Origin of the sequence: Phaeobacter gallaeciensis DSM 26640, from assembly GCF_000511385.1 — a bacterium.
Lineage (GTDB): Bacteria > Pseudomonadota > Alphaproteobacteria > Rhodobacterales > Rhodobacteraceae > Phaeobacter > Phaeobacter gallaeciensis.
Genome location: NC_023137.1, coordinates 3,354,326 through 3,380,264, shown reverse-complemented (window position 1 = coordinate 3,380,264; position 25,939 = coordinate 3,354,326). Strand labels below are relative to the sequence as shown.

At 59.2% G+C, this 25,939-nt stretch carries 23 protein-coding genes and 1 tRNA gene; 13 read left to right on the top strand and 11 right to left on the bottom strand.

Features of this window, described 5'->3' with window-relative positions; all coding sequences use genetic code 11:
* Positions 1-26: 26 nt before the first annotated feature.
* The gene (locus GAL_RS16275) at positions 27-731 is read right to left on the bottom strand and encodes a response regulator transcription factor (protein WP_014876158.1); all 705 of its coding nucleotides are present in this window, start codon (positions 729-731) and stop codon (positions 27-29) included.
* Positions 728-2,629: a hybrid sensor histidine kinase/response regulator gene (locus GAL_RS16270; protein ID WP_024098651.1), complete on the bottom strand. Its 1,902-nt coding sequence runs from the start codon at positions 2,627-2,629 to the stop codon at positions 728-730. The genes GAL_RS16275 and GAL_RS16270 overlap by 4 nt, the downstream gene beginning before the upstream one ends.
* 271 nt (positions 2,630-2,900) lie before the next feature.
* Between GAL_RS16270 and GAL_RS16265 the strand changes: the two genes are divergently transcribed.
* The 3 genes from GAL_RS16265 to GAL_RS16255 all read left to right on the top strand — a co-directional run bounded on the left by GAL_RS16265 (position 2,901) and on the right by GAL_RS16255 (position 6,812).
* Entirely contained in the window at positions 2,901-4,844 is a 1,944-nt protein-coding gene (locus GAL_RS16265) for an AMP-binding protein (protein WP_040104342.1), read from the top strand.
* A gap of 97 nt (positions 4,845-4,941) precedes the next feature.
* Complete coding sequence (locus GAL_RS16260) at positions 4,942-5,751, top strand: ABC transporter ATP-binding protein (RefSeq protein ID WP_024098649.1); 810 nt, start codon at positions 4,942-4,944, stop codon at positions 5,749-5,751.
* A 74-nt stretch (positions 5,752-5,825) separates the two neighbouring features.
* Positions 5,826-6,812 carry a branched-chain amino acid ABC transporter permease gene (locus GAL_RS16255; RefSeq protein WP_024098648.1) on the top strand — a complete coding sequence of 329 codons (987 nt, stop codon included), beginning with the start codon at positions 5,826-5,828 and terminating at the stop codon, positions 6,810-6,812.
* A 57-nt stretch (positions 6,813-6,869) separates the two neighbouring features.
* Here the strand turns inward: GAL_RS16255 and GAL_RS16250 are convergent, their stop codons facing one another.
* Positions 6,870-7,214, bottom strand: coding sequence for an SHOCT domain-containing protein (locus tag GAL_RS16250; protein WP_024098647.1), 345 nt, complete (start codon positions 7,212-7,214; stop codon positions 6,870-6,872).
* A gap of 102 nt (positions 7,215-7,316) precedes the next feature.
* On the opposite strand from GAL_RS16250, the gene GAL_RS16245 reads away from it, so the two are divergent.
* From GAL_RS16245 to GAL_RS16220, 6 genes are all read left to right on the top strand, one after another.
* The gene (locus GAL_RS16245) at positions 7,317-7,574 is read left to right on the top strand and encodes a hypothetical protein (protein ID WP_014876152.1); all 258 of its coding nucleotides are present in this window, start codon (positions 7,317-7,319) and stop codon (positions 7,572-7,574) included.
* A gap of 3 nt (positions 7,575-7,577) precedes the next feature.
* On the top strand, positions 7,578-8,654 hold the full coding sequence (locus tag GAL_RS16240; protein WP_024098646.1) for a branched-chain amino acid ABC transporter permease: 1,077 nt from the start codon (positions 7,578-7,580) through the stop codon (positions 8,652-8,654).
* A gap of 89 nt (positions 8,655-8,743) precedes the next feature.
* Positions 8,744-10,027, top strand: a complete 1,284-nt coding sequence (locus GAL_RS16235; RefSeq protein WP_024098645.1) for an ABC transporter substrate-binding protein — start codon at positions 8,744-8,746, stop codon at positions 10,025-10,027.
* Positions 10,028-10,184: 157 nt separating this feature from the next.
* On the top strand, positions 10,185-11,021 hold the full coding sequence (locus tag GAL_RS16230; RefSeq protein ID WP_024098644.1) for an ABC transporter ATP-binding protein: 837 nt from the start codon (positions 10,185-10,187) through the stop codon (positions 11,019-11,021).
* Between the two features lie 14 nt (positions 11,022-11,035).
* Positions 11,036-12,253 (top strand): phenylacetate--CoA ligase family protein, encoded by a 1,218-nt coding sequence (locus GAL_RS16225; protein ID WP_024098643.1) that lies wholly within the window; start codon positions 11,036-11,038, stop codon positions 12,251-12,253.
* A 196-nt stretch (positions 12,254-12,449) separates the two neighbouring features.
* Positions 12,450-14,180, top strand: coding sequence for an ABC transporter permease (locus tag GAL_RS16220; protein ID WP_024098642.1), 1,731 nt, complete (start codon positions 12,450-12,452; stop codon positions 14,178-14,180).
* Between the two features lie 20 nt (positions 14,181-14,200).
* Here the strand turns inward: GAL_RS16220 and GAL_RS16215 are convergent, their stop codons facing one another.
* Positions 14,201-15,070 (bottom strand): CobW family GTP-binding protein, encoded by an 870-nt coding sequence (locus GAL_RS16215; protein ID WP_024098641.1) that lies wholly within the window; start codon positions 15,068-15,070, stop codon positions 14,201-14,203.
* A 288-nt stretch (positions 15,071-15,358) separates the two neighbouring features.
* Between GAL_RS16215 and GAL_RS16210 the strand changes: the two genes are divergently transcribed.
* Entirely contained in the window at positions 15,359-15,910 is a 552-nt protein-coding gene (locus GAL_RS16210) for a DUF2938 domain-containing protein (RefSeq protein ID WP_024098640.1), read from the top strand.
* Between the two features lie 105 nt (positions 15,911-16,015).
* Here the strand turns inward: GAL_RS16210 and GAL_RS16205 are convergent, their stop codons facing one another.
* The 3 genes from GAL_RS16205 to GAL_RS16190 all read right to left on the bottom strand — a co-directional run bounded on the left by GAL_RS16205 (position 16,016) and on the right by GAL_RS16190 (position 17,549).
* Positions 16,016-17,032 carry a Fe(3+) ABC transporter substrate-binding protein gene (locus GAL_RS16205; protein WP_024098639.1) on the bottom strand — a complete coding sequence of 339 codons (1,017 nt, stop codon included), beginning with the start codon at positions 17,030-17,032 and terminating at the stop codon, positions 16,016-16,018.
* 238 nt (positions 17,033-17,270) lie between these two features.
* Positions 17,271-17,396 carry a type B 50S ribosomal protein L36 gene (ykgO, locus tag GAL_RS16195; protein ID WP_008562923.1) on the bottom strand — a complete coding sequence of 42 codons (126 nt, stop codon included), beginning with the start codon at positions 17,394-17,396 and terminating at the stop codon, positions 17,271-17,273.
* A 78-nt stretch (positions 17,397-17,474) separates the two neighbouring features.
* A tRNA-Val gene (locus tag GAL_RS16190) sits at positions 17,475-17,549 on the bottom strand.
* A gap of 160 nt (positions 17,550-17,709) precedes the next feature.
* Here GAL_RS16190 and GAL_RS16185 point away from each other — a divergent pair.
* The gene (locus GAL_RS16185; RefSeq protein WP_024098638.1) at positions 17,710-18,570 is read left to right on the top strand and encodes an N-formylglutamate amidohydrolase; all 861 of its coding nucleotides are present in this window, start codon (positions 17,710-17,712) and stop codon (positions 18,568-18,570) included.
* Positions 18,571-18,582: 12 nt separating this feature from the next.
* Here the strand turns inward: GAL_RS16185 and GAL_RS16180 are convergent, their stop codons facing one another.
* Positions 18,583-19,863: a DNA polymerase IV gene (locus GAL_RS16180; protein WP_407674853.1), complete on the bottom strand. Its 1,281-nt coding sequence runs from the start codon at positions 19,861-19,863 to the stop codon at positions 18,583-18,585.
* A 184-nt stretch (positions 19,864-20,047) separates the two neighbouring features.
* Between GAL_RS16180 and GAL_RS16175 the strand changes: the two genes are divergently transcribed.
* Complete coding sequence (locus GAL_RS16175; protein ID WP_040104320.1) at positions 20,048-20,464, top strand: NUDIX hydrolase; 417 nt, start codon at positions 20,048-20,050, stop codon at positions 20,462-20,464.
* Between the two features lie 507 nt (positions 20,465-20,971).
* On the opposite strand, the gene pyrF is transcribed toward GAL_RS16175, so the two are convergent.
* Entirely contained in the window at positions 20,972-21,703 is a 732-nt protein-coding gene (gene pyrF / locus GAL_RS16170) for an orotidine-5'-phosphate decarboxylase (protein ID WP_024098635.1), read from the bottom strand.
* 325 nt (positions 21,704-22,028) lie between these two features.
* On the opposite strand from pyrF, the gene clpB reads away from it, so the two are divergent.
* Entirely contained in the window at positions 22,029-24,647 is a 2,619-nt protein-coding gene (clpB, locus tag GAL_RS16165; RefSeq protein ID WP_024098634.1) for an ATP-dependent chaperone ClpB, read from the top strand.
* 77 nt (positions 24,648-24,724) lie between these two features.
* Here the strand turns inward: clpB and GAL_RS16160 are convergent, their stop codons facing one another.
* Both GAL_RS16160 and GAL_RS16155 read right to left on the bottom strand, forming a co-directional pair.
* On the bottom strand, positions 24,725-25,282 hold the full coding sequence (locus tag GAL_RS16160; RefSeq protein ID WP_024098633.1) for a hypothetical protein: 558 nt from the start codon (positions 25,280-25,282) through the stop codon (positions 24,725-24,727).
* An 87-nt stretch (positions 25,283-25,369) separates the two neighbouring features.
* Positions 25,370-25,876 carry a DUF302 domain-containing protein gene (locus GAL_RS16155; protein WP_024098632.1) on the bottom strand — a complete coding sequence of 169 codons (507 nt, stop codon included), beginning with the start codon at positions 25,874-25,876 and terminating at the stop codon, positions 25,370-25,372.
* Positions 25,877-25,939 lie beyond the last annotated feature (63 nt).

Genomic DNA, 25,939 nt, shown 5'->3' with positions numbered 1-25,939 from the left:
TGATATTCCGCGGGCCGGTCTGCCGGTCAGAGCCAAGTCACATCGCCGAGAAAGATGTAGCCGGCACCGTAGATTGTTTTGATCAGCCGGGGGTTCTTCGGGTCCTCCCGCAGTTTGGTGCGCAGGCGTGAAATGCGCACATCCATTGCCCTGTCGAAACTTTCGCCTGCGCCACCACCGAGGCTTTCCTGCATTTGCGCGCGGGAGATCAGGCGTTTCGGGCTTTCTAGGAACAGTCGCAGCACCTCGCCCTCTGCATGGGAGAATGGTGTCTCTGCGCCGCTGTCATCTTCTAGGATGTAGCGGTCAAAATGCGCGGTCCAGCCGGAAAACTCTGCGCTGTTTCCCGTGGTTGCAGCGCTGCGCGGGCCGCCACGTAGGCGGGCGCGAATGCGGGCCACGACCTCTGCCGGGTCAAAGGGTTTGGTGATGTAGTCATCCGCCCCGAGCTCCAGCCCCGTAACACGATCCTGCACCTGTGCGCGTCCAGAAATGATGATCACGGCGGCGCCCTGTTCCAGTGCCAGCCGGTGGACCAGCGCCAGCCCGTCGGTATCTGGCAGTGACAGATCCACGAGACAGACATCGGGGGTTACCCGATTGAGCGAGGCCTCGAACTCGCGGGCACGGGCAAAGCTCTGAGTACGAAACCCGGCCTCCTCAAGCGTGTCGGTCAGGATGCGTCGGATCTCAGGTTCGTCGTCCAGAATTGTAATAAGGGGTCTGCTCATGCGGCGGAGTCCGATTTGATCAGCGCTGAGAGCTGATGGGTGGTAAAGGGTTTCTGCAACACCGGGCAGCGTTTCAGGGCGGTGCGAAACAGAGGGTCGCTGGTTGGCAGGGATGTCATCAGAATGCAGGGCAGCCGGGCGCCTTGCAACCGTTCGGCCAGATCAATGCCGGTGGCGCTGCCCTGAAGTTTGATATCAGACAGCACCAGCGAAATGCCCTCAATATCGGCGGTCAGCGCGCAGGCTTCATCCACGCTGGTTGCTTCCACCACGGCATAGCCAAGATCGATCAGCATGTCACGGAAGGTGGCGCGCAGCTCCTCGCTGTCCTCCACCAGAAGCGCCAGCCCGCCTGCAGCATCCGGCGCGAGCCGATAGGGGATGCGCAGGGTCACACTGGCGCCGGAGACCGTATTACCGATACGCATGTCGCCGCCGGTGGATTTTGCCATGTCGTAGACCATGGGCAGGCCCAGGCCGGAGCCTTCGCCGCCCTTGGTGGTGAAAAACGGATTAAGCGCCTTGTCTAATGCGGTTTTGGAAAAGCCGGGTCCGGTGTCGGTCACGCTGACCTCCAACCATGTCTGACCAACGACATGGGCGCTGACGGTGATCTGGCCTTGGGTGCCGCAGGCATCACGTGCATTCAGGATAAGGTTCAGCAGTGCATCCTGCAGTTTTCCGGGGTCCAGCAGCAGCCTTATATCTGGGGTATGGTCCACGATGCTGAGGCCCATACCCTGCGGCAGCGAGGGCGTTGCCAGGACTTTTAGTTCCTGCAGTAGGGAATGAAGATCGGTGGCGCGCGGGCGCAGACTGCGATGGCCTGTCATTTCTGCGATGCGGTTCAGCAACCGGCCGCCGCGCCGCGCTGCCGATAGTGTTGCCTGAACCAGATCCGCGGCCTCCGGGTTCAGCTCCGATTTCGCCAGCTTGCCCTGCATTCCGAGGATGATGGTCAACAGGTTGGAGAAGTCATGCGCCAGCCCGCTGGTCATCTGAGCAGCCATCTCGCGGCGGCGGGCCTGTTGCAGAGCGACGCGGGTTTGGGTTTCCTCGGTCACATCCATCGACAGGATGAACACGCCGCCAGTAGCATCGGGGGTGAAAGCGACACGGATCCGGCGGCTGTCGTGATTTTCGGTGAATTCGAACACCGGGCTGTCGCCCTGATAGGCGGCCATCAGATGTGGGGCGATCTTGTCATAGGCGGCAGCTCCAAGTGCCTCCGCAATATGCATGCCGAGAATTTCAGAAGGACGGCTGGGGAAGACCGAGCTGAGGCGTCGGTTGGTATAGGTATAGTACCCCTCTGCATCCACATGGGCGATATGGGCCGGCATCATCTCGGTTGTCAGGCGGGTGCGGGCCTCCATCTCGGTGAGCTGGCGTTTGGCCTCCTCAAGCGCGGTGATCGTGGCGGCCAATTTCCGGTTGGTGGCCGAGAGTTCTTCGGTATGGACGATCAGCTGATCCGACATTTCCTCGGAACGGGCTCGTAGCAGCTGTTCGATCCGTTTGGTGCGGGTGATGTCGGTGTAGACCGTGACCCAGCCCCCCTGCGGCAGCGGTGCCCCCTCGATCGAAATCACTTGCCCGTTGGCACGCTCGCGCTCCAGATAATGGGGCACGAAATCCAGCGCCTGATCGACCCGTTGCTGCACGAACCCCTCAATATCATCAACGGGCCCGTATTCGCCACTGGTGGCGATATGGCGGATGGTTTCGTCAAACCGCGCGCCCGGAGTGATCAGCGCATCAGGCAGGTCGAACATCTCCTGAAAGCGCTGGTTGCAAACCACCAGACGCAAATCGCTGTCATAGATCGACATCGCCTGGGCAATCAGGTTGAGCCCGGCGGTGGTCATCGTGGCGCGGTGTTTTTCGGATCGGTTCATGCTGTCTCCCACGGCGTATGGCTAGCATCCTGATCGGCCTGCGCAAAGGGGCAAGCCTGTCACAGGGAGACCGCTCAAGAGGGCCTGCGTACGCCAGGTGAACAGCTGTTACAATTCGTAAGATTTGGGAAAACATCAGGAAAAAGTTGACGCCATAGCATGAGGCCGTCCCTAATCGGGATCAGAATCGCGGGTAGCGATCAGTCCGGCCGCATGGGTCGGAAAGGGGAGGAGAAAGAACGTGGCTCAGACGCAGTCGGGTGCCGCAGGGATGATGTCCCTGCCGGCGCTGCTTGAACGCAATGCGGCGCAGATTGGCGACCGCCAAGCCTATCGGGAAAAGGAATTCGGCATTTGGCAATGCTGGACCTGGTCCGAGACCCAGAAGGAAATCGAGGCGCTTGCGCTTGGGCTGATCAACCTCGGGGTGAACGAGGGAGATTTCATCGCCATCATCGGGCGCAACCGTCCATCGCTGTACTGGGCGATGGTTGCGGCGCAATCGGTGGGCGCGGTTCCGGTGCCTCTCTATCAGGACGCGGTCGCCGAAGAGATGTCCTATGTTCTGGATCACTGTGGCGCACGGTTCGTCATCGCCGGTGATCAGGAGCAGGTGGACAAGGTGCTCGAGGTTCAGGAGCAGCTGAGCAATCTGGAGCAGATCATCTATCTGGATCCGCGCGGCATGCGCAAATATGACCACCATACGCTGCATGAATATGCCCATGTGCAGGAGCAGGGTCGGGCCGCGCGCGATGAATGGACGCCCGATCTGGAAGCCCGCAAGGCCAAGCTGACCTACGACAGCACCTGCGTGATGCTTTATACTTCTGGCACCACGGGCAAGCCCAAGGGCGTTGTTCTGTCCAATCGTAATGTGATCGAAAGCGCCAAGAACTCTGCGGAGTTCGACAAGCTGACGGCAGGCGAAAATATCCTGTCATATCTGCCGATGGCCTGGGTTGGTGATTTTATCTTCTCGGTCGGGCAGGCCTATTGGTGCGGTTTCTGTGTGAATTGCCCAGAGAGTGCCGACACCATGATGACCGATCTGCGCGAAATCGGGCCGACCTATTTCTTCGCGCCGCCGCGTGTTTTCGAAGGTCAGCTGACCAGCGTCATGATCCGTATGGAAGATGCCAGCACGCTGAAGCGCAAGATGTTCCACCACTTCCTTGCGCATGCCAAGAAGGTTGGCGGCGACATTCTGGATGGTCGCCCGGTCGGACTGATGGACCGGCTGAAGTACAAGCTTGGTGATCTTCTGGTTTATGGTCCGCTGAAGGATACGCTGGGCTATGGCCGTATTCGCGTTGGCTACACCGCCGGTGAGGCGATCGGGCCGGAAATCTTCGATTTCTACCGCAGCCTTGGGATCAACCTGAAACAGCTCTACGGCCAGACCGAGGCGACGGTGTTCATCACCGTGCAGCCTGACGGTGAGGTGCGTGCAGATACCGTCGGTGTTCCAGCCCCTGATGTGGAAATCAAGATCGCGGACAATGGCGAGATTTTCTATCGCTCTCCCGGAACCTTTGTTGAGTATTACAACAACCCGGAATCCACAGCCTCGACCAAGGATGCCGAGGGGTGGGTCGCCACCGGGGATGCCGGTTTCTTTGAAGAAGACAGCGGGCATCTGCGGATTATTGACCGAGCCAAGGACGTTGGCAAAATGGCGGACGGGGCAATGTTTGCGCCCAAATACGTCGAGAACAAGCTGAAGTTTTACCCAGACATTCTGGAAGTTGTGCTGTTCGGTAATGGCCGGGACCGCTGCGTCGCCTTTATCAATATCGACCTGACAGCGGTGGGGAACTGGGCGGAGCGGAACAATATCGCCTATGCGTCCTATCAGGAACTGGCAGGTCACCCGAAGGTGCTGCAATCGATCAAGGAACATGTCGAAACCGTCAACGAGTCGGTGGCGCAGGACCGGATGCTGTCCGGCTGCCAGGTGCATCGCTTTGTTGTCCTGCACAAGGAACTGGACGCTGACGATGGCGAGATGACCCGGACCCGCAAGGTGCGCCGTGTTGTGGTCGAGGACAAGTATTCGGACATTATCACAGCGCTTTACGATGGCTCCTCGCAGATTTCGACACGTACGGAAGTGACCTATGAGGATGGCCGAAAGGGTGAGATCAGCGCCACGCTGGACATCATTGATGCCAAGGTCGTGCCGGTTGCCCCACAGGCGGTGGCTGCAGAATGAGACAGTTGATGACAAGACCTGCAGCGATGCGGCCGGCAGCGGCGCGAAGCCATAGACAACAAAACAACAATGCGAAAGGCGCGGTGTCGTGAAGGATATGGAAGACGGCTATATCACCGAGGACGGGCGCAAGATCGGCGGCGTGGTGATGGAGATGAAAAACATCACCCTGCGCTTTGGCGGCGTGGTTGCGATCAAGGATATCTCCTTCGACATACGCGAGGGTGAGATCCGGGCCATCATCGGTCCCAACGGCGCGGGCAAATCCTCGATGTTGAACGTGATCTCGGGGTTTTATGTGCCGCAGGAAGGCCAGGTGCTGTTTCGCGGCAAACCCCGTCCGCAGATGCGCCCCTATGAGGTGGCCCGTCAGGGCATCGCGAGGACATTCCAGAATATCGCGCTGTTCGATGGCATGAGTGTGCTGGACAATGTGATGACCGGGCGCCTCAACTTCATGAAAACCAATATTTTTCAGCAGGCGATCTGGCGCGGCAAGGCAGAGGCGGAAGAGACCGAAAACCGCGAGGCGGTGGAGCGGATCATCGATTTTCTCGAAATCCAGCACATCCGCAAGACGCCGGTGGCACGACTGCCCTATGGCCTGAAAAAACGGGTTGAGCTGGCGCGCGCGCTGGCCGCGGAACCCAAGCTTTTGCTGCTGGACGAGCCGATGGCGGGCATGAACGTCGAGGAAAAAGAGGACATGTCCCGCTTTATCCTCGATGTGAATGACGAATTCGGCACCACCATTGCTTTGATCGAACACGATATGGGCGTGGTCATGGACCTGTCCGACCGGGTTGTGGTGATGGATTACGGCAAGAAAATCGGAGACGGCACACCCGATGAGGTGCGCAGCAATCAGGATGTGATTGATGCCTATCTGGGGGTTAGCCATGACTGATCAGCAGCTCAGCGGGAAAAATTATGAAATTTTTTGGCAAGCGTCTCTGAAGACACTTGTAGGAGGAGAGCGGGATGCCTGAACAACTCGTCTTTGCGATGGAAGTCACGCTGAATGGCCTGATGGCGGGCGTGCTTTATGCGCTGGTCGCGCTGGGCTTTGTCCTGATCTACAAGGCCTCGGGAATCTTCAACTATGCACAGGGTGTGATGGCGCTATTTGCGGCTATGACACTGGTGGGGATCATGAACGGTCAGGTGCCGTTCTCCCATGTGATCAACGCGATCTTTGGTGGGCATATCACCCATTTCGGTTGGACGGTCCCGTCCTTTATCGCAATTCTCATGACAGTGGGCGTGATGGTGTTGCTGGCCTGGATGGTGCAGCATTTCGTGATGCGCCATCTGGTTGGTCAGGAGCCGATCATTCTGTTCATGGCCACCATTGGACTTGCCTATTTCCTTGAAGGGGTGGCGGATCTGATGTGGGGGTCTGAGATCAAAGCGTTGGATGTCGGCCTGCCGCAGGGGATCAACCTGTGGATCGACGAGACCACCTATCAGATCTTCGACTATGGGTTCTTCATCGACAACCTCGATATCGTGGCGACGGTTATTGCCGCGCTGCTCGTGGCCGGGCTGGTGGCTTTTGCACAGTACACCAAACAGGGCCGCGCGATGCGGGCTGTTGCTGATGATCACCAGGCGGCCTTGTCTGTTGGCATCTCGCTGAACTTCATCTGGGTGCTGGTCTGGTCTGTTGCGGGGTTTGTCGCGCTGGTTGCCGGCATCATGTGGGGCACGAAATCCGGCGTACAGTTCTCCCTGTCGCTGATCGCGCTGAAAGCCCTTCCGGTGCTTATGCTTGGCGGCTTTACCTCAATCCCCGGTGCAATTGTCGGCGGGCTGATCATCGGTGTTGGCGAAAAACTGTTTGAATTCTTGGTCGGCCCGATGGTTGGCGGCGCGACGGAGAACTGGTTTGCCTATGTGCTGGCCCTGCTGTTCCTGGTGTTCCGCCCTCAGGGTCTGTTCGGGGAGAAGATCATTGAACGGGTCTGAGGCCGTTATCATGTCTGCATGGCGCCACCGGAATATGGCCGCGCCATGCCGGTCTGCTCAGCCCTCCAGACGCCGGAAGGCAGCGATGACGATGGCGGCAAAGACGGTGACCACCAGTGTGAAGGCGATGGTCATGTCGCCGACCAACTGGCCAACAAGCACCGTCATGACAGTCGCGGCGCACAGCGCCAGTAGCAGCATGCCCCAGGCGGTAGAGGCCGGGGTTCCCGATTGCCGCACTGTGGCGCGCGGGGGTGGCTGGCGGTTGGCCTGCGGTAACACTGTCGCGTCTTCGACTGTGCTTAGCAGCCGGTTCTTCGCCTTTGTAAAGTCTTCGGGGGATATGTCCCCCCTGTCCCGGGCAGCCTCTAGCTGCCGGATTTCCTGCAAAATTGCACTCATCGTTCCCACTCACTTTTCCCACGCAGAAGATGGCACAGAGAATTGGGCGAAATGTGGCGAAAGCCGGAAATCCGAAGAAATGGTTAACGTCGGAGGGGTCAGATGACCAAGCTGATTGCCATCGTCAATGTGATTGCATGGGCCGGGTTCTGGGCCTTTGGCTACCTGGCGCTGACTGCCGAGGGGTTTTCGGAGGCGCAGATGGTCACGGCATCGCTGCTGGCGGCGGCGGGGCTGATCACCGGGATCCTTGCCTACTTGCGACTGGCCCGTGTGGCCGAGCTAAGTGGCTACGCAAGCAAGACAAATCAACTCGACGCGGGTCAGAGAAACCGCGCGCAGCAAGAAGGGAGCATCTGAGTCATGTTCTATCGTGAAGCCGGAGATTTCAAAACCTCCTACCAAGATGACAGTCAGACCTTCCCGATCAAGTTTGACCGGATCCGCTACTACGTGGTGCTGGCGCTGGCATTCCTGGTGGTTCCCTTTGTGGTAAATGACTACTGGGCCAATGCGATCCTGCTGCCGTTCTTGATCTACTCGATTGCCGCAATTGGCCTGAATATTCTGGTCGGATACTGTGGTCAGGTGTCCCTCGGGACTGGCGGTTTCATGGCTGTGGGGGCCTATGCCTGCTACAAGCTGATGACCGCATTCCCGGAAATGAGCATGTTCATTCACGTGTTGCTCGCCGGCGGTATCACGGCGCTGGTCTGCATTGCCTTCGGTCTTCCATCGCTGAGGATCAAGGGGTTCTACCTTGCCGTGGCGACGCTGGCGGCGCAGTTTTTTCTGGTCTGGCTCTTCAACCGGGTGCCGTGGTTTTATAACTACTCTGCCTCGGGCCAGATCAGTGCACCCGAACGAGATGTGTTCGGTATCATCATCACCGGTCCCAATGCACCGGCCTGGGCCACTTATATGTTCAGCCTGATTTTCCTCGCTTTCTGCGCGTTGGTTGCCCGAAATTTGACCCGCGGGACCGTGGGCCGCAGCTGGATGGCGATCCGCGATATGGATATTGCGGCGGAGATCATCGGGGTGAACCCGCTAAAGGCCAAGCTCTCGGCCTTTGGGGTGTCGGGCTTCTTCATCGGTGTTTCCGGCGCGCTGTTCTTTTCCGTCTATCTTGGCGCAGTCGAGGTCGGCGAAGCCTTTGGCATCAATAAATCATTCCTAGTGCTGTTCATGGTGATCATCGGCGGTCTGGGCTCGATCTTTGGCTCCTTTGCAGGGGCGGCGTTCCTAGTGCTGCTGCCGGTCGTTCTCAAGGTCGTGGGCGTGGATGTGCTCGGCTGGCCCACGGATATCGTGGCCCATATCCAGTTGGTAATTGTTGGTGCGCTGATCGTGATCTTCCTGATCGCGGAGCCACATGGAATCGCCCAGCTGTGGCGCGTGGCCAAGGAAAAACTGAGACTCTGGCCTTTCCCGCACTAAGCGGGACCGGCCAAGCAAGACTGCGGGGCAATAACAAGATCAAACCCCGTTTGACCCACATCGGACAATTCAAGGGAGGATGAGACCCGATGAAAATGAAACTGACGACTCTGGCGCTGGGCGCCGTGATGGCCGCTGGCCCTGCCATGGCGGACCTGGTGTTTCCGTCGCTGAGCTATCGCACCGGCCCCTACGCGGCTGGCGGTATCCCCTTTGCGGATGGCTATGCGGACTATTTCACGCTGGTCAATGAGCGTGATGGTGGCATCAATGGCGTGAAGGCAAAGGTCATCGAATGCGAGACCGGCTACAACACCGAGAAAGGTGTGGAATGCTATGAGGCGACCAAGGGCGAAGGCGCGCTGGTCTATCAGCCCTTGTCCACCGGCATCACCTATCAGCTGATCCCAAAAGTGACCGCAGATGGCATTCCGCTGCACACCATGGGCTATGGCCGGACATCGGCGGCAAATGGTGAAGTGTTCAGCAATGTCTTCAACTATCCTGCCAACTACTGGGATGGTGCTTCGGGGATCATCAACTATCTGCTGGAAGAAAACGGCGGTGATCTGAACGGCAAGAAAATCTCGCTGCTGTTCCACAACTCCGCCTATGGCAAGGAGCCGATCCGGACGCTGGAGGAGCTGTCGAAGAAACACGGCTTCACCCTGTCGACATTGCCCGTTGACCACCCCGGTCAGGAGCAGAAATCCCAGTGGCTGCAGATCCGTCGCGACCGTCCGGATTTCGTGATCATGTGGGGCTGGGGCGTGATGAACCAGGTCGCCATTCAGGAAGCCGCCAACATTCGCTATCCGATGGAGAATTTCATTGGCGTCTGGTGGTCCGGTGCTGAGCATGATGTGATGGCAGCGGGTGAAAAGGCCAATGGCTACAAGGCTGTGACCTTCCACGGTGTGGGCCGCGACTTCCCTGTGTTCGCGGATATCCAGACGCATGTTGTAGACAAAGGGCTTGCGGCTGGTGCGGGCGATCAGATCGGCAACGTGCTTTATAACCGTGGTATGTATGCGGCGATGCTGGCTGTTGAGGCGGCAAAAACGGCCCAGGAAATCCATGGCACCAACGACATCACCCCTGCGATGATGCGCGATGGTATGGAAGCTCTGGAAATGCCTGAAGCGCGCATGTCTGCGCTGGGGATGCCGTATTTCGGTCCGTCCTTCAACGTCTCCTGCGAGAACCATGGCGGCCCCGGTCTGGTTGGTATGACCCAGTGGGATGCTTCGGCCAAAACCTGGAACCTGATCAGCGATTTTGCACCGAGCGATCGGGATGTGATCCAGCCACTGATCGAGGAAGATTCCATGGCCTATGCCAAGGAAAACAACATCGAGGCGGGCTGCAAGTAATGCAGTCTGGTCTGTCCCCGGCTTTCGGCCGGGGGCGGATCTGCTGAACCGCGTCGCTGCTGGCGCGCATATCACCCGGTGCGGCGCGCGAGGGCCGCACCCACTGACAGACCCGGAACAGGGCGATCGGGTCAGGACCGCGTGAGGACAACAAAAGATGCTGGATACAGCCAAAACCACCGATGTTCAGGCAGAGACCCTGCTTGAGGTCAACAACATCGAAGTGATCTACAACCACGTGATCCTCGTTTTGAAGGGCGTCAGCCTGAAGGTCCCGAAGGGCGGGATCACCGCGCTGCTGGGCGGCAATGGCGCGGGTAAGACGACAACACTCAAGGCGGTGTCAAACCTGCTGCACTCCGAGCGGGGCGAGGTCACCAAAGGGTCGATCAGCTATCGTGGTGAGCGCATTCAGGACCGAGATCCTGCCGAACTGGTCAAAAAGGGTGTTATTCAGGTGATGGAAGGCCGTCACTGTTTTGAACATCTGACCGTTGAGGAAAACCTGCTGACCGGCGCCTATACCCGCAGCGATGGCAATGCGAACATCCAGCGCGATCTGGAGATGGTCTATAGCTATTTCCCACGCCTGAAGGAGCGCCGCCGCAGCCAGGCGGGCTATACCTCTGGTGGTGAACAGCAGATGGTTGCCATGGGCCGCGCCCTGATGAGCCGCCCGGAGACGATCCTGCTGGATGAGCCATCAATGGGGCTGGCGCCCCAGCTGGTGGAACAGATCTTTGAGATTGTGAAGTCGATCAACGAAAACGAAGGGGTGACCTTCCTTCTGGCCGAACAGAACACCAATGTGGCGCTGCGCTATTCGCACTATGGCTACATTCTGGAATCCGGTCGTGTGGTGATGGATGGCCCTGCCGCTGAACTGCGCGAGAACCCGGATGTGAAGGAGTTCTACCTCGGGATGTCTGACGAAGGGCGTAAGAGTTTTCGCGACGTGCGATCATATCGCCGCCGGAAGCGGTGGTTGAGCTGAGGCGGGGTGCTGACATGACAAATTTTGATAGCCTTGAGACACGCAGCGCAGACGCCCGTGTCTCCGATTTGGCGAAACAACTGCCGCAGCAGATCGCCCGCGCTATGGCCGCGCCGGGTTATGGAGACAGCCTGCGGAATGTTGATGCCGCGTCCATTACCTCTGTTGCGGATCTGGCCGCTCTGCCGGTTCTGCGCAAATCTGACTTAGGCAAGGCACAGGCCGCGCATCCGCCGTTTGGTGGGTTTACGGTGAAGCCTGCCAGTGGCTTTGCCCACATCTTCCAGTCGCCAGGCCCAATCTACGAACCGGGCGGGGTGGATCATGACTGGTGGCGTATGGGGCGATTCCTTCATGCGGCGGGTATTGGTCCCGGTGATGTGGTGCAGAACTGCTTTGGCTACCACCTGACGCCCGCAGGCATGATTTTTGAGAATGGGGCGCGGGCCGTTGGCGCTGCTGTGCTGCCCGCGGGTACGGGCCAGACCGAGCTTCAGGTGACTGCGGCGCGTGACGTCGGGGCCACGGCCTATGCCGGGACACCAGACTATTTGAAGGTGATCCTGGACAAGGCCGACGCCATGGGTGTGCAGCTGGGCTTTACCAAGGCGGCGGTCGGAGGCGGTGCCTTGTTCCCGTCCCTGCGTCAGGAATATGCAGATCGCGGAATCACCTGTCTGCAATCCTATGCGACGGCGGATCTGGGCAATATCGCCTATGAGAGTGCAGCGATGGAGGGGATGATCGTCGATGAACAGGTCATCGTCGAGATCGTTACCCCCGGCACTGGTACGCCAGTTGCGGTGGGTGAGGTGGGTGAGGTTGTAGTGACCACGCTGAACCCGGACTATCCGCTCATCCGGTTTGCCACCGGCGATCTGAGCGCCGTATTGCCGGGTGAATCTCCCTGTGGCCGCACCAATATGCGGATCAAAGGCTGGATGGGCCGCGCCGATCAGACCACCAAGATCAAGGGCATGTTTGTGCGCCCCGAACAGGTTGCGGCACTGGTCGACAAGCACGATGAAATCGTAAAGGCGCGGGTCATTGCCAGCCGTGATGGTGAAATGGATGCGATGACTGTCCAGATCGAAGCACAGGACGGCGATGAAATCGCGTTTTCCCGTTCTGTCGTGGAGGTGCTGAAGTTGAAAGGGCGCGTTGAAGTGGTCGCTCCTGGTGTTCTGCCTAAGGACGGTTTGGTGATTGAGGACCAGCGCAGCTACGACTGATCCCCTGTCCTGTGGGAGCCGCCCGATCCGGGGTATATCTGGCGCAACCGGTTCCTCCCTCCGGTTGCGCCAGTTTGGAATTCCCTAGCACATTGACGTATGCGGGCGCGGCGAATGGCTGCGCTTTGCCATTGTTGCTGGCATTTCCGACGAAAATGATCGAAATAGGGGGCTGCACTGAGGTAGTCCTGCATTCATGCCAAAGATCACACCTATTTCACCCGTAGCAGCAGAGGCTGAGCGTGCCGCCGCCGCAGGCGCTGCGACATCCGTTGCAGGTCCAAGCCGTCGGGCACGGCGAAAGAAACCCGGTGGTGCGCTGTTTGCCGCTGTCGGTTGGGTGGTGGCCCTGGCGTGTTTGTTGCCAATGCTGGCGGTGATGCTTGCGGCTCTGACAGGCGGGACAGAGACGATCCGGCACCTGATGGACACGGTGTTGCCAGGGTATGCCGGAACGACATTGGTTCTGGTCTTGCTGGTGGCGTTGGGAACCGGAATGGTCGGTGTGGGTGCGGCCTGGCTGGTGACGATGACCCGCTTCCCAGGTGTGCGAATAATGGAGGTCGTGCTGATCTTGCCGCTGGCCTTCCCGGCCTATGTGTTGGCCTATGCCTATACCTTCGTTCTGGATCACCCCGGCGTTGTGCAGACCACATTGCGACAGGTTACCGGCTGGGGGCCGCGCGACTATTGGTTCCCTGAGATCCGCTCTGTCGGAGGGGCGGCGGTGATGCTGGTGCTGGTGCTCTACCCCTATGTTTACCTGCTGGCGCGGGCTGCGTTTTTGCAGCAAAGCGCGGGGGCTTTTCTGGCGGCGCGTGCACTTGGCAATACCTCTTTGCAGGCATTCTGGCGGGTCAGCCTGCCCATGGCGCGCCCGGCGATCGCGTCCGGTGTTCTGCTGGCGGTGATGGAGACCATCGCTGATTTCGGTACCGTGAGTTATTTCGGTGTGCAGACCTTTGCCACCGGGATTTATACCAGCTGGTTTTCTCTGGCTGATCGGGCTGGTGCGGCGCAGTTGGCGCTGTGCCTGCTGGGCTTTGCCTTGACGCTGGCGGTCGCAGAACGGGCCACACGCGGACGGGCGCGCTATCACCACGCAGGCAAGCAGCAGGCCAAGATGCCGCCGGTGGATCTGCATGGTTTCAAGGCGGTTCTGGCGTTTGGCCTCTGTGTCCTGCCGGTTCTGTTGGGGTTCCTGTTGCCGGTTGTGATTCTGGCGCAGATGGGGATGGAGTCGGAGCAGAACCTGTTGAGCAAACGCTACCTGAGGTTTCTGCAGAACTCGCTTACGCTGGCGATGACGGCGGCCCTCCTGACGGTGGTCGCAGCAGTTTGCCTTGGGTTCTACCAGCGCCTGCGGCCGGGTCGGCCCTCAGCGCTGGCGGGGCATGTCTCGCGGTTGGGTTATGCGGTGCCGGGCGGGGTGATTGCGGTCGGGCTGATGGTGCCCTTCGCAGCCTTTGACAACGCATTGGATGCCTGGATGCGGGCGAATTTCGAGATCCGGACTGGCCTGCTGATCACCGGGTCGATCTGGCTGCTGGTAGCGGCCTATATGGTGCGCTTTCTGGCGGCGGCCTTGGGCGCCTATGAGGGGGGGCAATCTACGGTGCACGCGAATATGGATGCCGCCGCGCGGTCCTTGGGGCAAAGTCCGCTGGGCATGCTGCGCCGGGTGCATCTGCCGATCCTGACGCCCAGCCTGATGACGGCGCTGCTGATCGTCTTTGTCGATGTGATGAAGGAGCTGCCTGCGACGCTGATCATGCGTCCCTTCAACTATGATACCCTGGCGGTTCAGGCCTATCGTCTGGCATCGGACGAGCGGCTGGAAGGCGCGGCGGTACCCTCGCTGGTGATCATGTTGGTTGGTCTGTTGCCGGTGATCCTGATTTGTCGGCAGGTGGGGCGGCGCAGTTAAGCGCGGCCTCCTTTGGTGGCTCAGCTGTGCCACCAATCCTCAATATCTTCGCGGGAGATCCGGGCCGCAGGGCCAAGGGCGACAAGCACGGTTTCTTCCGCTTCGCAGCGTTTGGCAGAGACCTGTCGTCCAACCACATGCAGCTCATACCCGCCGCCGTTGGTCAGCACAAAGCCCTTCATCCGGTAGAGGCCATCGGGCCGGTTCGCCAGTTTGTCACCCAGGCGACAGCGGTCCATGGGGTCGGTGCTGCGATGGTGCCAGGTGGCATAGGCATGATGGGCGGATTTCGCACTGGTCCTGCCCACAGGCAAAGGCAGCACGTCAAACAGGAGATCGGCTATAGGAGCGTCTGCCAAAAGTGTTGGCGTGCGGGCGCCAAGGGCGTTTAGCTGCTCCATAACAGCGTCCGAGGGGGTGTCACATTTGCTGATCAACACCAGATCTGCAGCCCGGATCTGCTGGCTGACCTGATCGCGCAAGAGATCATCGCCAAGGAGATCCGTGAGGTTTTCACCGTCAGTAACGGTGATGATCCCACCGTAGGACAGCGGAGCTTCGTTCACCACGGTATTGGCGATGGCCACCGGATCAGAGAGGCCGCTGGCCTCGATCACGATGTGATCCGGGTGGCTCTCATCTGCCAGAACGCGGTGCAACGCGGCGGTCAGATCCTCGCCCAAGGTGCAGCAAACGCAGCCATTGCTAAGCGCGATGGTCTGAGAGTTGTTGGCCTCCTGAAGAAGACTTTCGTCGATGTTGATGCGACCAAAGTCATTGACCAGAACCGTCAGGCGCAATCCATGATCCTCGCTCAGAAGCCGATTGATCAGGGTGGTTTTTCCGGCGCCGAGATAGCCGCTGATAATGGTGACGGGGATTCGGTTCATCGGGTGCGCCCCAATGGAATGATATGGTCACGCATGGCTCGTCCCCCCGCTCTGCATCACTGAATTCGGGCTGCAGCTATAGGTGGTCTTTATTGTTCCGTCCACCCTCCGCGCGACGTCAGGTCAAGCCGGTATCGGCAGCAATTTGCGCGTTTGAGTTATGGCGTATTCGCTTTGTTGGGGGGGCACCTCAGACAATGCGATTGGCAGTAGGCGGCGGGGTCGCCCTAAAATCACAGGGACCCGAGAGGGGCTTTGTCCGCCGGGTAGCAAAACCATGAAAAAGGGATGGAAGCCGTGTTGAACCGCAATGAATTGATTATTCGCATTGTCCTATTGGGGCTGGGGGCGACGGCCTTCATGGATCTATGGGCGATTGCCGCCGATGCATTGTTCGGCGTCCCGCAGAGCAATTTTGTGGTGGTCGGGCGCTGGCTTGGCCATATGCCTGAGGGGGTGTTCACCCACGACAGTATCCGCAAGGCGGCGCCGGTGGCGAATGAGGCCGCACTGGGCTGGACTGCGCATTACATTGTCGGCGTGATCTTCGCGGCGGTTTTTGTGGCGGTTGGCGGGCAGCGTCAATTGGTGCAGCCGGGGCCGGTTGCGCCGATCCTCTTTGGTCTGGTGACGGTGGTGGCGCCGTTCTTCATCCTGCAGCCGGCACTGGGGGCCGGGATCATGGCGGCAAACAAACCCAACCCGGATGCCGCGCGGCTGAAGAGCCTGATGTCGCATTTCTCGTTCGGATTGGGGCTTTATGTAGTGGCGTTTGGCCTATCCCGTCTGGCGCCCAAGGGTCAGTCTGGATCTGGGGATCAGGTTTCACCGGCAGAGTAGTTCGGTTACGGTGTGCCCTTCAGTACAACAAAGGCGCAGGAGGATTTCCTGCGCCTTTATCTTTACATCAATGACGCATATGCGCCGGTCGTCCCACTGGGGTGATTATTCCCAGCCCACCTGATTGAAGATTTTCTGGGCGGTGGGGATGTTCTTTGCCACGTCGGACAGCTGAACATCATCCGGCTTGAAGTGACCGAGTGCTGCGATGCTGGGTGCCAGAGCAACGCCGGGAACCGCAGGGTATTCGTCATTACCAGCCGAGAAATACTGCTGTGCCTGATCGGAGGCGAGGTATTCCAGGAACTTCACCGCGTTGTCTTTGTTGGGCGCGTTCACCGCTACACCACCGCCGGACAGGTTCATATGCGCGCCTTCTGCGTCCTGCGCGGGGAAGACCCAACCGATCATGTCGCGATCTGCAGAGAGACCTTTCACATCCTTACGGATGGAGCGCGCGAAGTAGTAGCTGTTGCCGACTGCGATTTCGCATTCGCCGGAGACGATGCCGCGCAGCTGGTCGGTGTCACCACCCTGTGGTGCGCGGGCCATGTTGGCGACGACACCTTTTGCCCAGTCGGTTGCGGCTTCTTCACCGTGGTGAGTGACGATCGAGGCCAGCAGGGTCTGGTTGTAGGTGTTGGTCGATGACCGGATGCAGACCTGACCTTTGTAGGCGGGATCGGCGAGATCGAGATAGGTTTTTGGCGGGTTGGCGACATCTGCTTTGTCAAAGTAGATGATACGCGCGCGCTGCGAGAAACCGAACCACTGGTTGTCTGCATCCTGCAGATAACCGGGAACGCGGGCTTCCAGTGTGTCGCTGTCGATGGCCTGCAGCAGGCCTTCGTTCTTGGCGCGGGCAAGGCGAGAGGTGTCGACTGTCAGCAGGATGTCAGCGGGGGAGTTCGCTCCCTCTGCGCTCATGCGGGCGATCAGCTCGTCGGCTTTGCCTTCGATGCGGTTGATGGTGATGCCGGTGGCCTCTTCAAAATCAGAGTAGAGACGTTCGTCAGTATCATAGTGGCGCGAGGAGTAGAGGTTCAGCTCACCCTCGGCAGCGGCAGAAGTGGCGACGGCGGCGATCAAGGCGCCTGCAAGAATGGTGGTCGATTTCAGCATGGTACATCCCATCTATTCAAAACACTCGGGGATCTTGGCCAGTGGCGTCGAACCCGACTGATTTGCTCAGATAAAGAGTTTCAGCAAAAATGCAAAGAAAAACCGACAAAAAGAATCGGAAAAAGACACGAGCCTCCGCAATTTGGCTGCGGGTCGCGATAAGAAGAGGGGACGTGCAAAATGAAAAAAACCGCATCCGAAGATGCGGCTTTCAAATCAGCTAAGCTGCGTCTGGCGATCAGCCCTGGCGTGCTTTAAAGCGGCGCTGGGTCTTGTTGATCACATAGACACGGCCCTTGCGACGCACAACGCGGCAATCACGGTGCCGGTTCTTGAGCGAGCGGAGCGAGTTCTTGACCTTCATGGCCTATCTCCTGTTCTGCGGCGCGAACCAGCGCCTGGGTTGCGGGGCTCCGATCGTCAGACCAGAGCAATGAATTCATGGTGGGCGATACAAGGTTCGAACTTGTGACCCCTTCGATGTCAACGAAGTGCTCTACCACTGAGCTAATCGCCCATAAATACCTACGCTTTCGGCCGGCCCCAAATTGAATGGGGCGCGGATGACCGCGCCGGTGAGGGGGTCTATAAAATGAGTCGGAGAGGGGTGCAAGAGCTTTTGACCGCAGAAATTTCCGGTCTATGCTGTTTCTTGTATTTGAGCGGCCGGAGCCTGCATGTCTGACACAGTATATTTGGTGGAAATGCCACAGGAATTGCGGTCTGGGGTGGTTTTTGCCTCACCACACAGCGGATCGGACTATAGCGCGGGGTTTCTGGCGCAGACGGTTCTGGACCCGTTGCAGCTGCGCAGTTCGGAAGATGCCTTTGTTGATCAGCTGTTCGCAGCCGCGCCGCGATTCGGAATGCCTTTGCTGATGGCGCAGGTCCCCCGCGCCTATGTCGATCTCAACCGTTCCACCGAAGAACTGGACCCCGCGTTGATTGAGGGGGTCATCAAACGGGGGCAGAACCCGCGGGTGGCTTCTGGGCTGGGAGTTGTACCGCGTGTGGTGGCCCATGGCCGGGCGATCTACCAAGGTAAGATGAGCCAGAGCGAGGCGAGCCGACGGATCACCTCCTATTGGCGGCCCTATCATGCTGCGTTGCAGCAGCTTCTGGATCGCGCACGGATCGGGTTTGGGCAGGCGGTGCTAATTGACTGCCATTCAATGCCGCATGAGGCGATATCCGCTGCCGGACGGCGAGGGGTGGGGCTGCCTGATGTCGTGCTGGGTGACCGGTTTGGCGCTGCCGCCTCATCTGAGGTTATGGACCGGGTCGAGGCTGCGTTTGTCAGCGCCGGGCTGCGTGTGGCGCGCAACACCCCCTTTGCAGGGGCTTATATTACGCAGACCTATGGTCGTCCGTCGCGTGGGCAACATGCAGTGCAGGTTGAAATTGATCGCAGCCTTTATATGAATGAGGCGCGCGTGGAGAAAACCGCCGATTTTGCCGCGCTTCAGATGGTGCTGACCGATGTGATTGCGGAACTATCGCGGCTGTATTGTGATCCGGTGCCTCTGGCGGCGGAGTAAGTCCGGCCCCTGTCAGCGAAGGGCGCGACCTTTCTGGATGGCAGCTTTCCCAAAACGTTCGCGAATGGCATCTGTCGCGCGTTCTGCTTTGGCGCGCTGACCCGCCTGAGGATCGAGCAGATCACCGGTGATATCGGCTTGGGTTTCCGGGACCAAATCGGAAATACCACAGCCAAGCAGCCGATAGGGACCTTCGTCGCCGACCTGATCCAGCAGGGCACGGGCTGTGCGGTAGATCATATCGGCAATCTGGGTGGCATCGCGCAGCGATTGTCGGCGGGTGAGGCTGCTGTGATTTGCGCGCTTTAGCTTCAGCGTCACCACGCGTCCGGCCAGTTGCCGCGCCTTGGCCCGGTCGGACACCTTCTCTGCAAGGCGCCACAGATGTCCGTCAAGCACCTCAAGACTGGCCGTATCTTCAAAGAAGGTGGTTTCATTCGAGATGGATTTGATGGGCGCATTGGAGGAGACGCGGCGCCGGTCCTGACCACGTGCGAGATGCCAGAGCCGCTCTCCCATCGAACCGAAGCGCGCATTCAGATCGTTGCGTTCCCAGCGCAGCAGGTCAGAGAAACTACGGATGCCAGCTTTCTCAAGTGAGGCCTGCGCGGCGGGACCGATACCCCAGATCAGGCGTACTGGTTTGTCTTTTAGGAAGGCCGAGGTTTCTGCCGCGCCAATCACCGAAAATCCGCGTGGCTTGTCCAGATCGGAGGCCACCTTGGCCAAAAACTTGTTGTGCGACAGCCCAATGGATCCGGTCACACCCAGCTCATCCTTCATGCGTTTGACCAGCCGCGCCAGCATGACCGCAGGTGGCGCGCCATGAAGCCGCTGGGTGCCAGATAAATCCATGAACGCCTCATCCAGCGATAGCGGTTCAACATCCGGGGTCAGCTCATCCATCATGGCACGGATCTGGCGGCTGACGTCGACATAGACATTCATGCGAGGTTTGATCACCACCGCGTCAGGACAGAGTTTCAGCGCTTGAAACATCGGCATGGCAGAGCGAACACCGCGAATGCGCGCGATATAACAGGCGGTGGAGACGACGCCGCGCTGCCCGCCACCGATCACAACCGGTTTGTCGGCGAGATCTGGGTTGTCGCGTTTTTCAACGCTGGCATAGAACGCATCACAATCCATATGTGCAATCGAGAGCGAGAATAGCTCAGGGTGCGCTTTGATACGCGAGCTTTGGCAACCGGGGCAGCGCTTTGGGTTTGGGGTTCTGCCATTCTTTGGTTTCAGCACGCCATGAGACAGGCATTCCCGGCAAAGCACCTGCAGGTTTTGGCCGCCGCCGGCCGGACCCTCGGATATGGTCAGATCAGACGTTATGGGGTGCTGGTCGGACATGGAGGTAAAGACCGGGAGAGGTTGGATGAGGGAATCTCATGGTGCTGCAGGGGGGCTTAGAGTTGCCTCTGCCACGGAAATTGTCTTTAGACGATCTGACATGGTGAGAGCAGGAATGACATTCAACGGAGCCAAGCTGGCACTTTTCATCGGTGACAGGCTGTTGGTCATTGAGCGCGACGCCTATCCGCACATCCCCTATCCCGGCCACTGGGACTTTCCGGGGGGCGGTCGTGAAGGCGCGGAAACACCGGAAACCTGCGCCCTGCGCGAAACCGAGGAGGAGGTCGGACTGCTCGTACATGAGGCAGATCTCGTCTGGCGGCAAAGCTATGCGCGGCCCAACGGTGTCGTCTGGTTTTTTGCAGCACATTTGCCTGCCATGAGAGAGCGGGACATCAGACTGGGGGATGAAGGGCAGAGCTGGGCGTTGGTCCCGCCAGAATGGTACATCGCGCATGATCTGGCGGTACCACATTTCGCAGATTATCTGCAGGCCTATCTATCGCATCGGGACACTATCAGCGCCTGAGCCTAGGCACGTTTGCTGCTCGGCTCAGAGTCGATGGCCTGAAAGAAAGAACCCCCGCTGCTGTAGCGGGGGAGGTGACGAACCTCAGGAAGAGCAAGGCCGTCAGGGGAGTGTCTCTCCCATAGGGTCGGTTATTTTCGCTTCCCGGCATAGTCTGTTGCGCAGGATTATGTAATTCCATCTCTGGCTGTGTGCTTTTGTGGGCACAGGACAAAAAGGCGCATTTGGTGGCACATTGATGTAGAAATCTGTTGTAATTCCCATACTTGACCTAAGGTAAACATCGTGCAGAAGCGGCTTGCGAACCACCTGGGTAGGGCGCAGTCAAATGTTTTATTTCTGCCTAATGTTTGGGCAGTTCGCAGCCGTGGCAGTGCTGAAGTGGCCAATCTGACCGCTGCGAGAGGAAAACCCGCCAGGGCGATCTGCGCTGACGGGTTTGATGTGTTGAAGAAGTGTAACTGGGTCGCGGTTGGCTGGCCGCCCAATTGATCGCCTGAGGCTGCGTCAACGTGGCAGGCTGGACAGAATATCCTCGGCTGCGCTGCGTGGTGCTTCGGCGGCCCAGATCGGACGGCCCACTACGATATGGTCGGCACCTGCCTCCAACGCGCTTGCCGGTGTCGCCACGCGTTTTTGATCACCAAGCTCGGATCCAGCGGGGCGTACACCGGGGGTGACGATCAGTTTGCCCGACGCCTCCGGCAGAGCGCGGATCAGGGCGGCCTCCTGCGGGCTGGCGATTACGCCATCGGCTCCGGCGGTGAGGGCACGGCCCGCGCGTTCCTGCACCAGATCCGGGATATCGCCAGATTTGATCAGCGCCTCGTCCAGATCGGCGCGGTCCAGAGAGGTGAGGATGGTCACGCCAAGGATTTTGAGGTTGGTGCCAGCGGCGCCTTCCTTTGCGGCGCGCACGACGTGGGGATCGCCGTGGACAGTCAGGAAATCGAGGTCAAACTGGGCCAGACCGCGAACAGCCGCCTCAACCGTTGCGCTGATGTCGAAGAGTTTCATGTCGAGGAAGATGCGTTTGCCGCGTTCCTGCTTCAGCTCATTTGCAAGCGCTAGCCCGCCGCCGGTCAACATGCCCAGGCCGATCTTGTAGAACGACACCGCATCGCCAAGCGTATCGGCCAGCTGCAGTCCGGCGATTGCGTTGGGAACGTCCATCGCGACGATCAAGCGGTCGTCGGTTGTGGTTTCCGGGCGGGGCTGGGCAGTTGAAGATGCGGACATGGAGGTTCCTCGTCTTTGGGGGCGCCTTTGCGGGCGGTGTGGACGTGCAGGCAGTCTAGGAATTGCGCTGCTTTTAGTGTCGGTACTGCCGTTGGGAAAGGGGAAAACAGCGGGGGCGGCGGGGTGGCCATGGTCCTTCAGTGTTGGGGGAGGAGTGCTGACGGGCCAAACTCTTGATCTGGGTCAGGGATTTGGTGACATATTTGCCGCATACTGACCTTGAAGAGACAGCAAGATCTCCCACATTGAACGTGAAGGCCCTGACCGGGACGTGCCGCAAAGCGGGCGTCGCCACCAAACGGGGCGCTTATATAAGGAGAGCAAGATGGACTTGAACAAGTTCACAGAGCGGGCGCGCGGTTTTGTGCAGGCGGCCCAGACCATTGCGCGCCGGGAAGATCACCAACGGCTGATGCCTGAGCATCTGTTGAAGGCCCTGATGGATGACGATAAAGGGCTGGCCAGCAATCTGATCACTCGCGCTGGAGGCACCCCCGCGCAAGTGGTGCAGGCGCTGGAGTTGGCAGTGTCGAAACTGCCTAAGGTTCAGGGCAATTCCGCAGATATCTATCTGGATGGCCAGACCGCCAAAGTGCTGGACGAGGCCGCCAAGATTGCCGAGAAGGCAGGCGACAGCTTTGTGCCCGTTGAGCGGGTTCTGATGGCGCTTTGCATGGTGAAGTCCAAGGCCAAGGATGCGCTGGCGGCTGGAAAGGTCACCGCGCAGGCGCTGAACGAGGCGGTGAATGATATCCGCAAGGGACGCAAGGCCGACAGCGCCAGCGCCGAAGATGGCTATGATGCGCTGAAGAAATACGCCCGCGATCTGACGGAGGCGGTACGAGAGGGTAAGATCGATCCGATCATTGGCCGTGACGAGGAAATTCGCCGCGCGATGCAGGTGTTGAGCCGCCGGACCAAGAACAACCCGGTGCTGATTGGTGAGCCGGGGGTTGGTAAGACTGCAATTGCCGAAGGCATGGCCCTGCGTATCGTCAACGGCGATGTGCCCGAATCCTTGCGTGACAAACAGCTGCTCTCTCTTGATATGGGCGCGCTAATTGCCGGTGCCAAATATCGTGGTGAGTTCGAGGAACGCCTGAAGGCGGTTCTGACAGAGGTGACGGAGGCTGCCGGCGAGATTATTCTGTTCATCGATGAGATGCACACGTTGGTTGGTGCAGGGAAGTCGGATGGCGCGATGGATGCCGCCAACCTGATCAAGCCTGCGCTTGCACGGGGAGAGCTGCATTGTATCGGGGCCACGACGCTGGATGAATATCGCAAATATGTTGAGAAGGATGCCGCGTTGGCGCGGCGGTTCCAGCCGGTAATGGTGACCGAACCGACGGTTGAGGACACCATTTCGATCCTGCGCGGTATTAAGGAAAAATATGAGCTGCACCATGGTGTCCGTATTGCGGACGCGGCGCTGGTGTCGGCGGCGACGCTTTCGCATCGCTATATCACCGACCGGTTTCTGCCGGACAAGGCAATCGACCTTGTGGATGAGGCTGCGGCCCGTCTGCGAATGCAGGTCGACAGCAAGCCCGAAGAGCTGGATGCGCTCGATCGGCAGATCCTCCAGATGCAGATTGAGGAAGAGGCGCTGAAACTCGAAGATGACGCGGCCTCCAAGGACCGTTTGGAGACATTGCAGAAAGAGTTGTCGGAGCTGCAGGAGAAATCTGCGGAGATGACTGCGCAGTGGCAGTCCGAACGGGACAAGCTGGCCTCTGCCCGCGAGTTGAAGGAGCAGCTGGACCGTGCCCGCGCCGATCTGGATACGGCCAAACGCGATGGTAATCTCGCCCGCGCGGGAGAGCTGTCCTATGGTGTCATCCCGGGGTTGGAAAAACAGCTGAGCGAGGCGGAAGCCTCTGAACGCAATGGCCTAATGGTCGAAGAAGCCGTGCGCCCGGAACAGATTGCTGGTGTGGTCGAACGCTGGACCGGTATCCCCACCTCCAAGATGTTGGAGGGGGAGCGTGAGAAGCTGTTGCGGATGGAAGCGGATCTGCATGGCCGGGTGATTGGTCAGGATGCGGCTGTGACTGCCGTGTCCAATGCTGTGCGCCGTGCCCGTGCGGGGCTAAACGATGAGAATCGCCCGCTAGGGTCGTTCCTGTTCCTAGGCCCGACCGGCGTCGGTAAGACTGAGCTGACCAAAGCGGTCGCTGATTTCCTGTTTGACGATGATAGCGCCATGGTCCGCGTTGATATGTCGGAATTCATGGAGAAACACGCGGTTGCTCGTCTGATCGGCGCGCCTCCGGGTTATGTCGGCTATGATGAGGGGGGCGTGCTGACCGAAGCGGTCCGGCGCAAGCCCTATCAGGTGGTTCTCTTTGACGAGGTGGAAAAGGCGCACCCGGATGTCTTCAACGTTTTGTTGCAGGTTCTGGACGACGGGGTGTTGACGGATGGGCAGGGTCGGACCGTCGATTTCAAGCAGACGCTGATCATCCTGACGTCGAACCTTGGCGCGCAAGCGCTGAGCCAGCTGCCGGATGGGGCAGATGCTGCTGACGCCAAACGGGACGTGATGAACGCGGTGCGTGCACATTTCCGCCCCGAGTTCCTGAACCGGTTGGATGAGACGATCATTTTTGATCGTCTGGCGCGCAAGGATATGGATGGTATCGTTACGCTACAGCTGGCCCGGCTTGAAAAGCGCCTCATCGGGCGCAAGATCAGGCTGGAACTGGACGACGGCGCGAAAACCTGGCTTGCCGATGAGGGTTATGACCCGGTGTTCGGTGCGCGTCCGCTGAAGCGGGTGATCCAGAGGGCATTGCAGAATCCATTGGCGGAGATGCTGCTTGCCGGAGAGATCCGCGATGGCGACACTGTGCCGGTCAGCGCAGGGGCCGAGGGCCTGATCATCGGGGATCGGATTGGTACCAGCGAACGGCCGCTTCCTGATGATGCGGTTGTTCATTAAATATGCGCAGATGCGATTGAACTGAATAGGAAAGGCCCGCCAGATCCGGCGGGCCTTTTTGCGCGGAGATGTTGCTCTCAGTTGCTGGCGACCACGCGTGTGGCGCCCCTGCGGCGCAAAACGGTCAAACGCGGCTCCCAGTCATAGCGGGGATCATCGGAGGTGGCGGACCAGTAGAGATTGCCGCCATGGCGCCAGGGGTCCAACACGATACCACCGTAGATATCTGCGCCTTTGGGGGCGATGACAGCGCTGCTGTGTTCAATGCGAAAGCTGTTTCGTGGTGCTGCGATGGCCCGCAGAATTGTCAGGCTCTGAAAGCCCTCGTTTTGCAGCCTGGCCTGCATGTCTTCGGCGTAATGGTAACACAGGCCCCGTTGCCGGACGCCGCTGTTGACGAGGGTGTTGTGCAGGATGGGCGAGGTCGTGACCTGATACTCTTCTGCGAGGGCCGTCGCATGGTCATAGGCGATCTGGGCCGCGCGCGCAGCCTCGGCTGGATGGACGTCGGGGCTCAGGGCTTCGATTGCGTGACGAAGTCGGCTGACATCATCCTGCCCGCCACTGGTCTGGGGCGCGCAGCCTGTAACCAGTGCGGTGGCAAGCAGCAGCAGGGAAACAACGATGGACTTCATATAGGGACTGCTCGCTCAACGTATCGGTACTCTTAGCATATCAAGGCTGATGGCGGCAGACAGCGGGGAAATCCGGTGCGAGCGGCTCTATTCTTCAATCGCCTCAAGAACGATGTCATTCAGCAACGTCTGGATCAGTTGCATCTCACCCTCGGGGAAGGCGCGAAAGCCGATTGTTGTGGTTTCCTCTCCCGGCTGTTGCGCGACGAAGATGTCATAGGGGCAGAAGGTGATGTTCATCGGGTTGGCTTCCATCACCTTGCGGGACAGGCTGGCAGAGCAAAAGGAATAAACCTCGGCTTGTTCAAACAGAACCACATCAGAGCCGACATCCGCACGAGTGCGTTCCAGCATCTCTCCGACATGGCTGATGTGATCGACCACCAGCCCGCGATCGGTGATTGCGTTTTCCAGGCCGAAGGTCACATCATCAAAGGCCAGTGCCGTCTGGTAGCTGACCATATGTGACGTGTCTGATTGCTGTGCTGTTGCGGGCAGGCTGGTTGCCAGGGCAAGGGTGGAGGCGGCTGTCAGGCAGGCAGCAAGCTGCCCGATACAGCGCAATGTGGTCCCGGCTGTTGTGGATTTCGTCATGGTCCTCTCCCAATGTGATCAAAGGTGACTTGCCTGCCCCGTGGAATACGCCAAGTTGGAGTG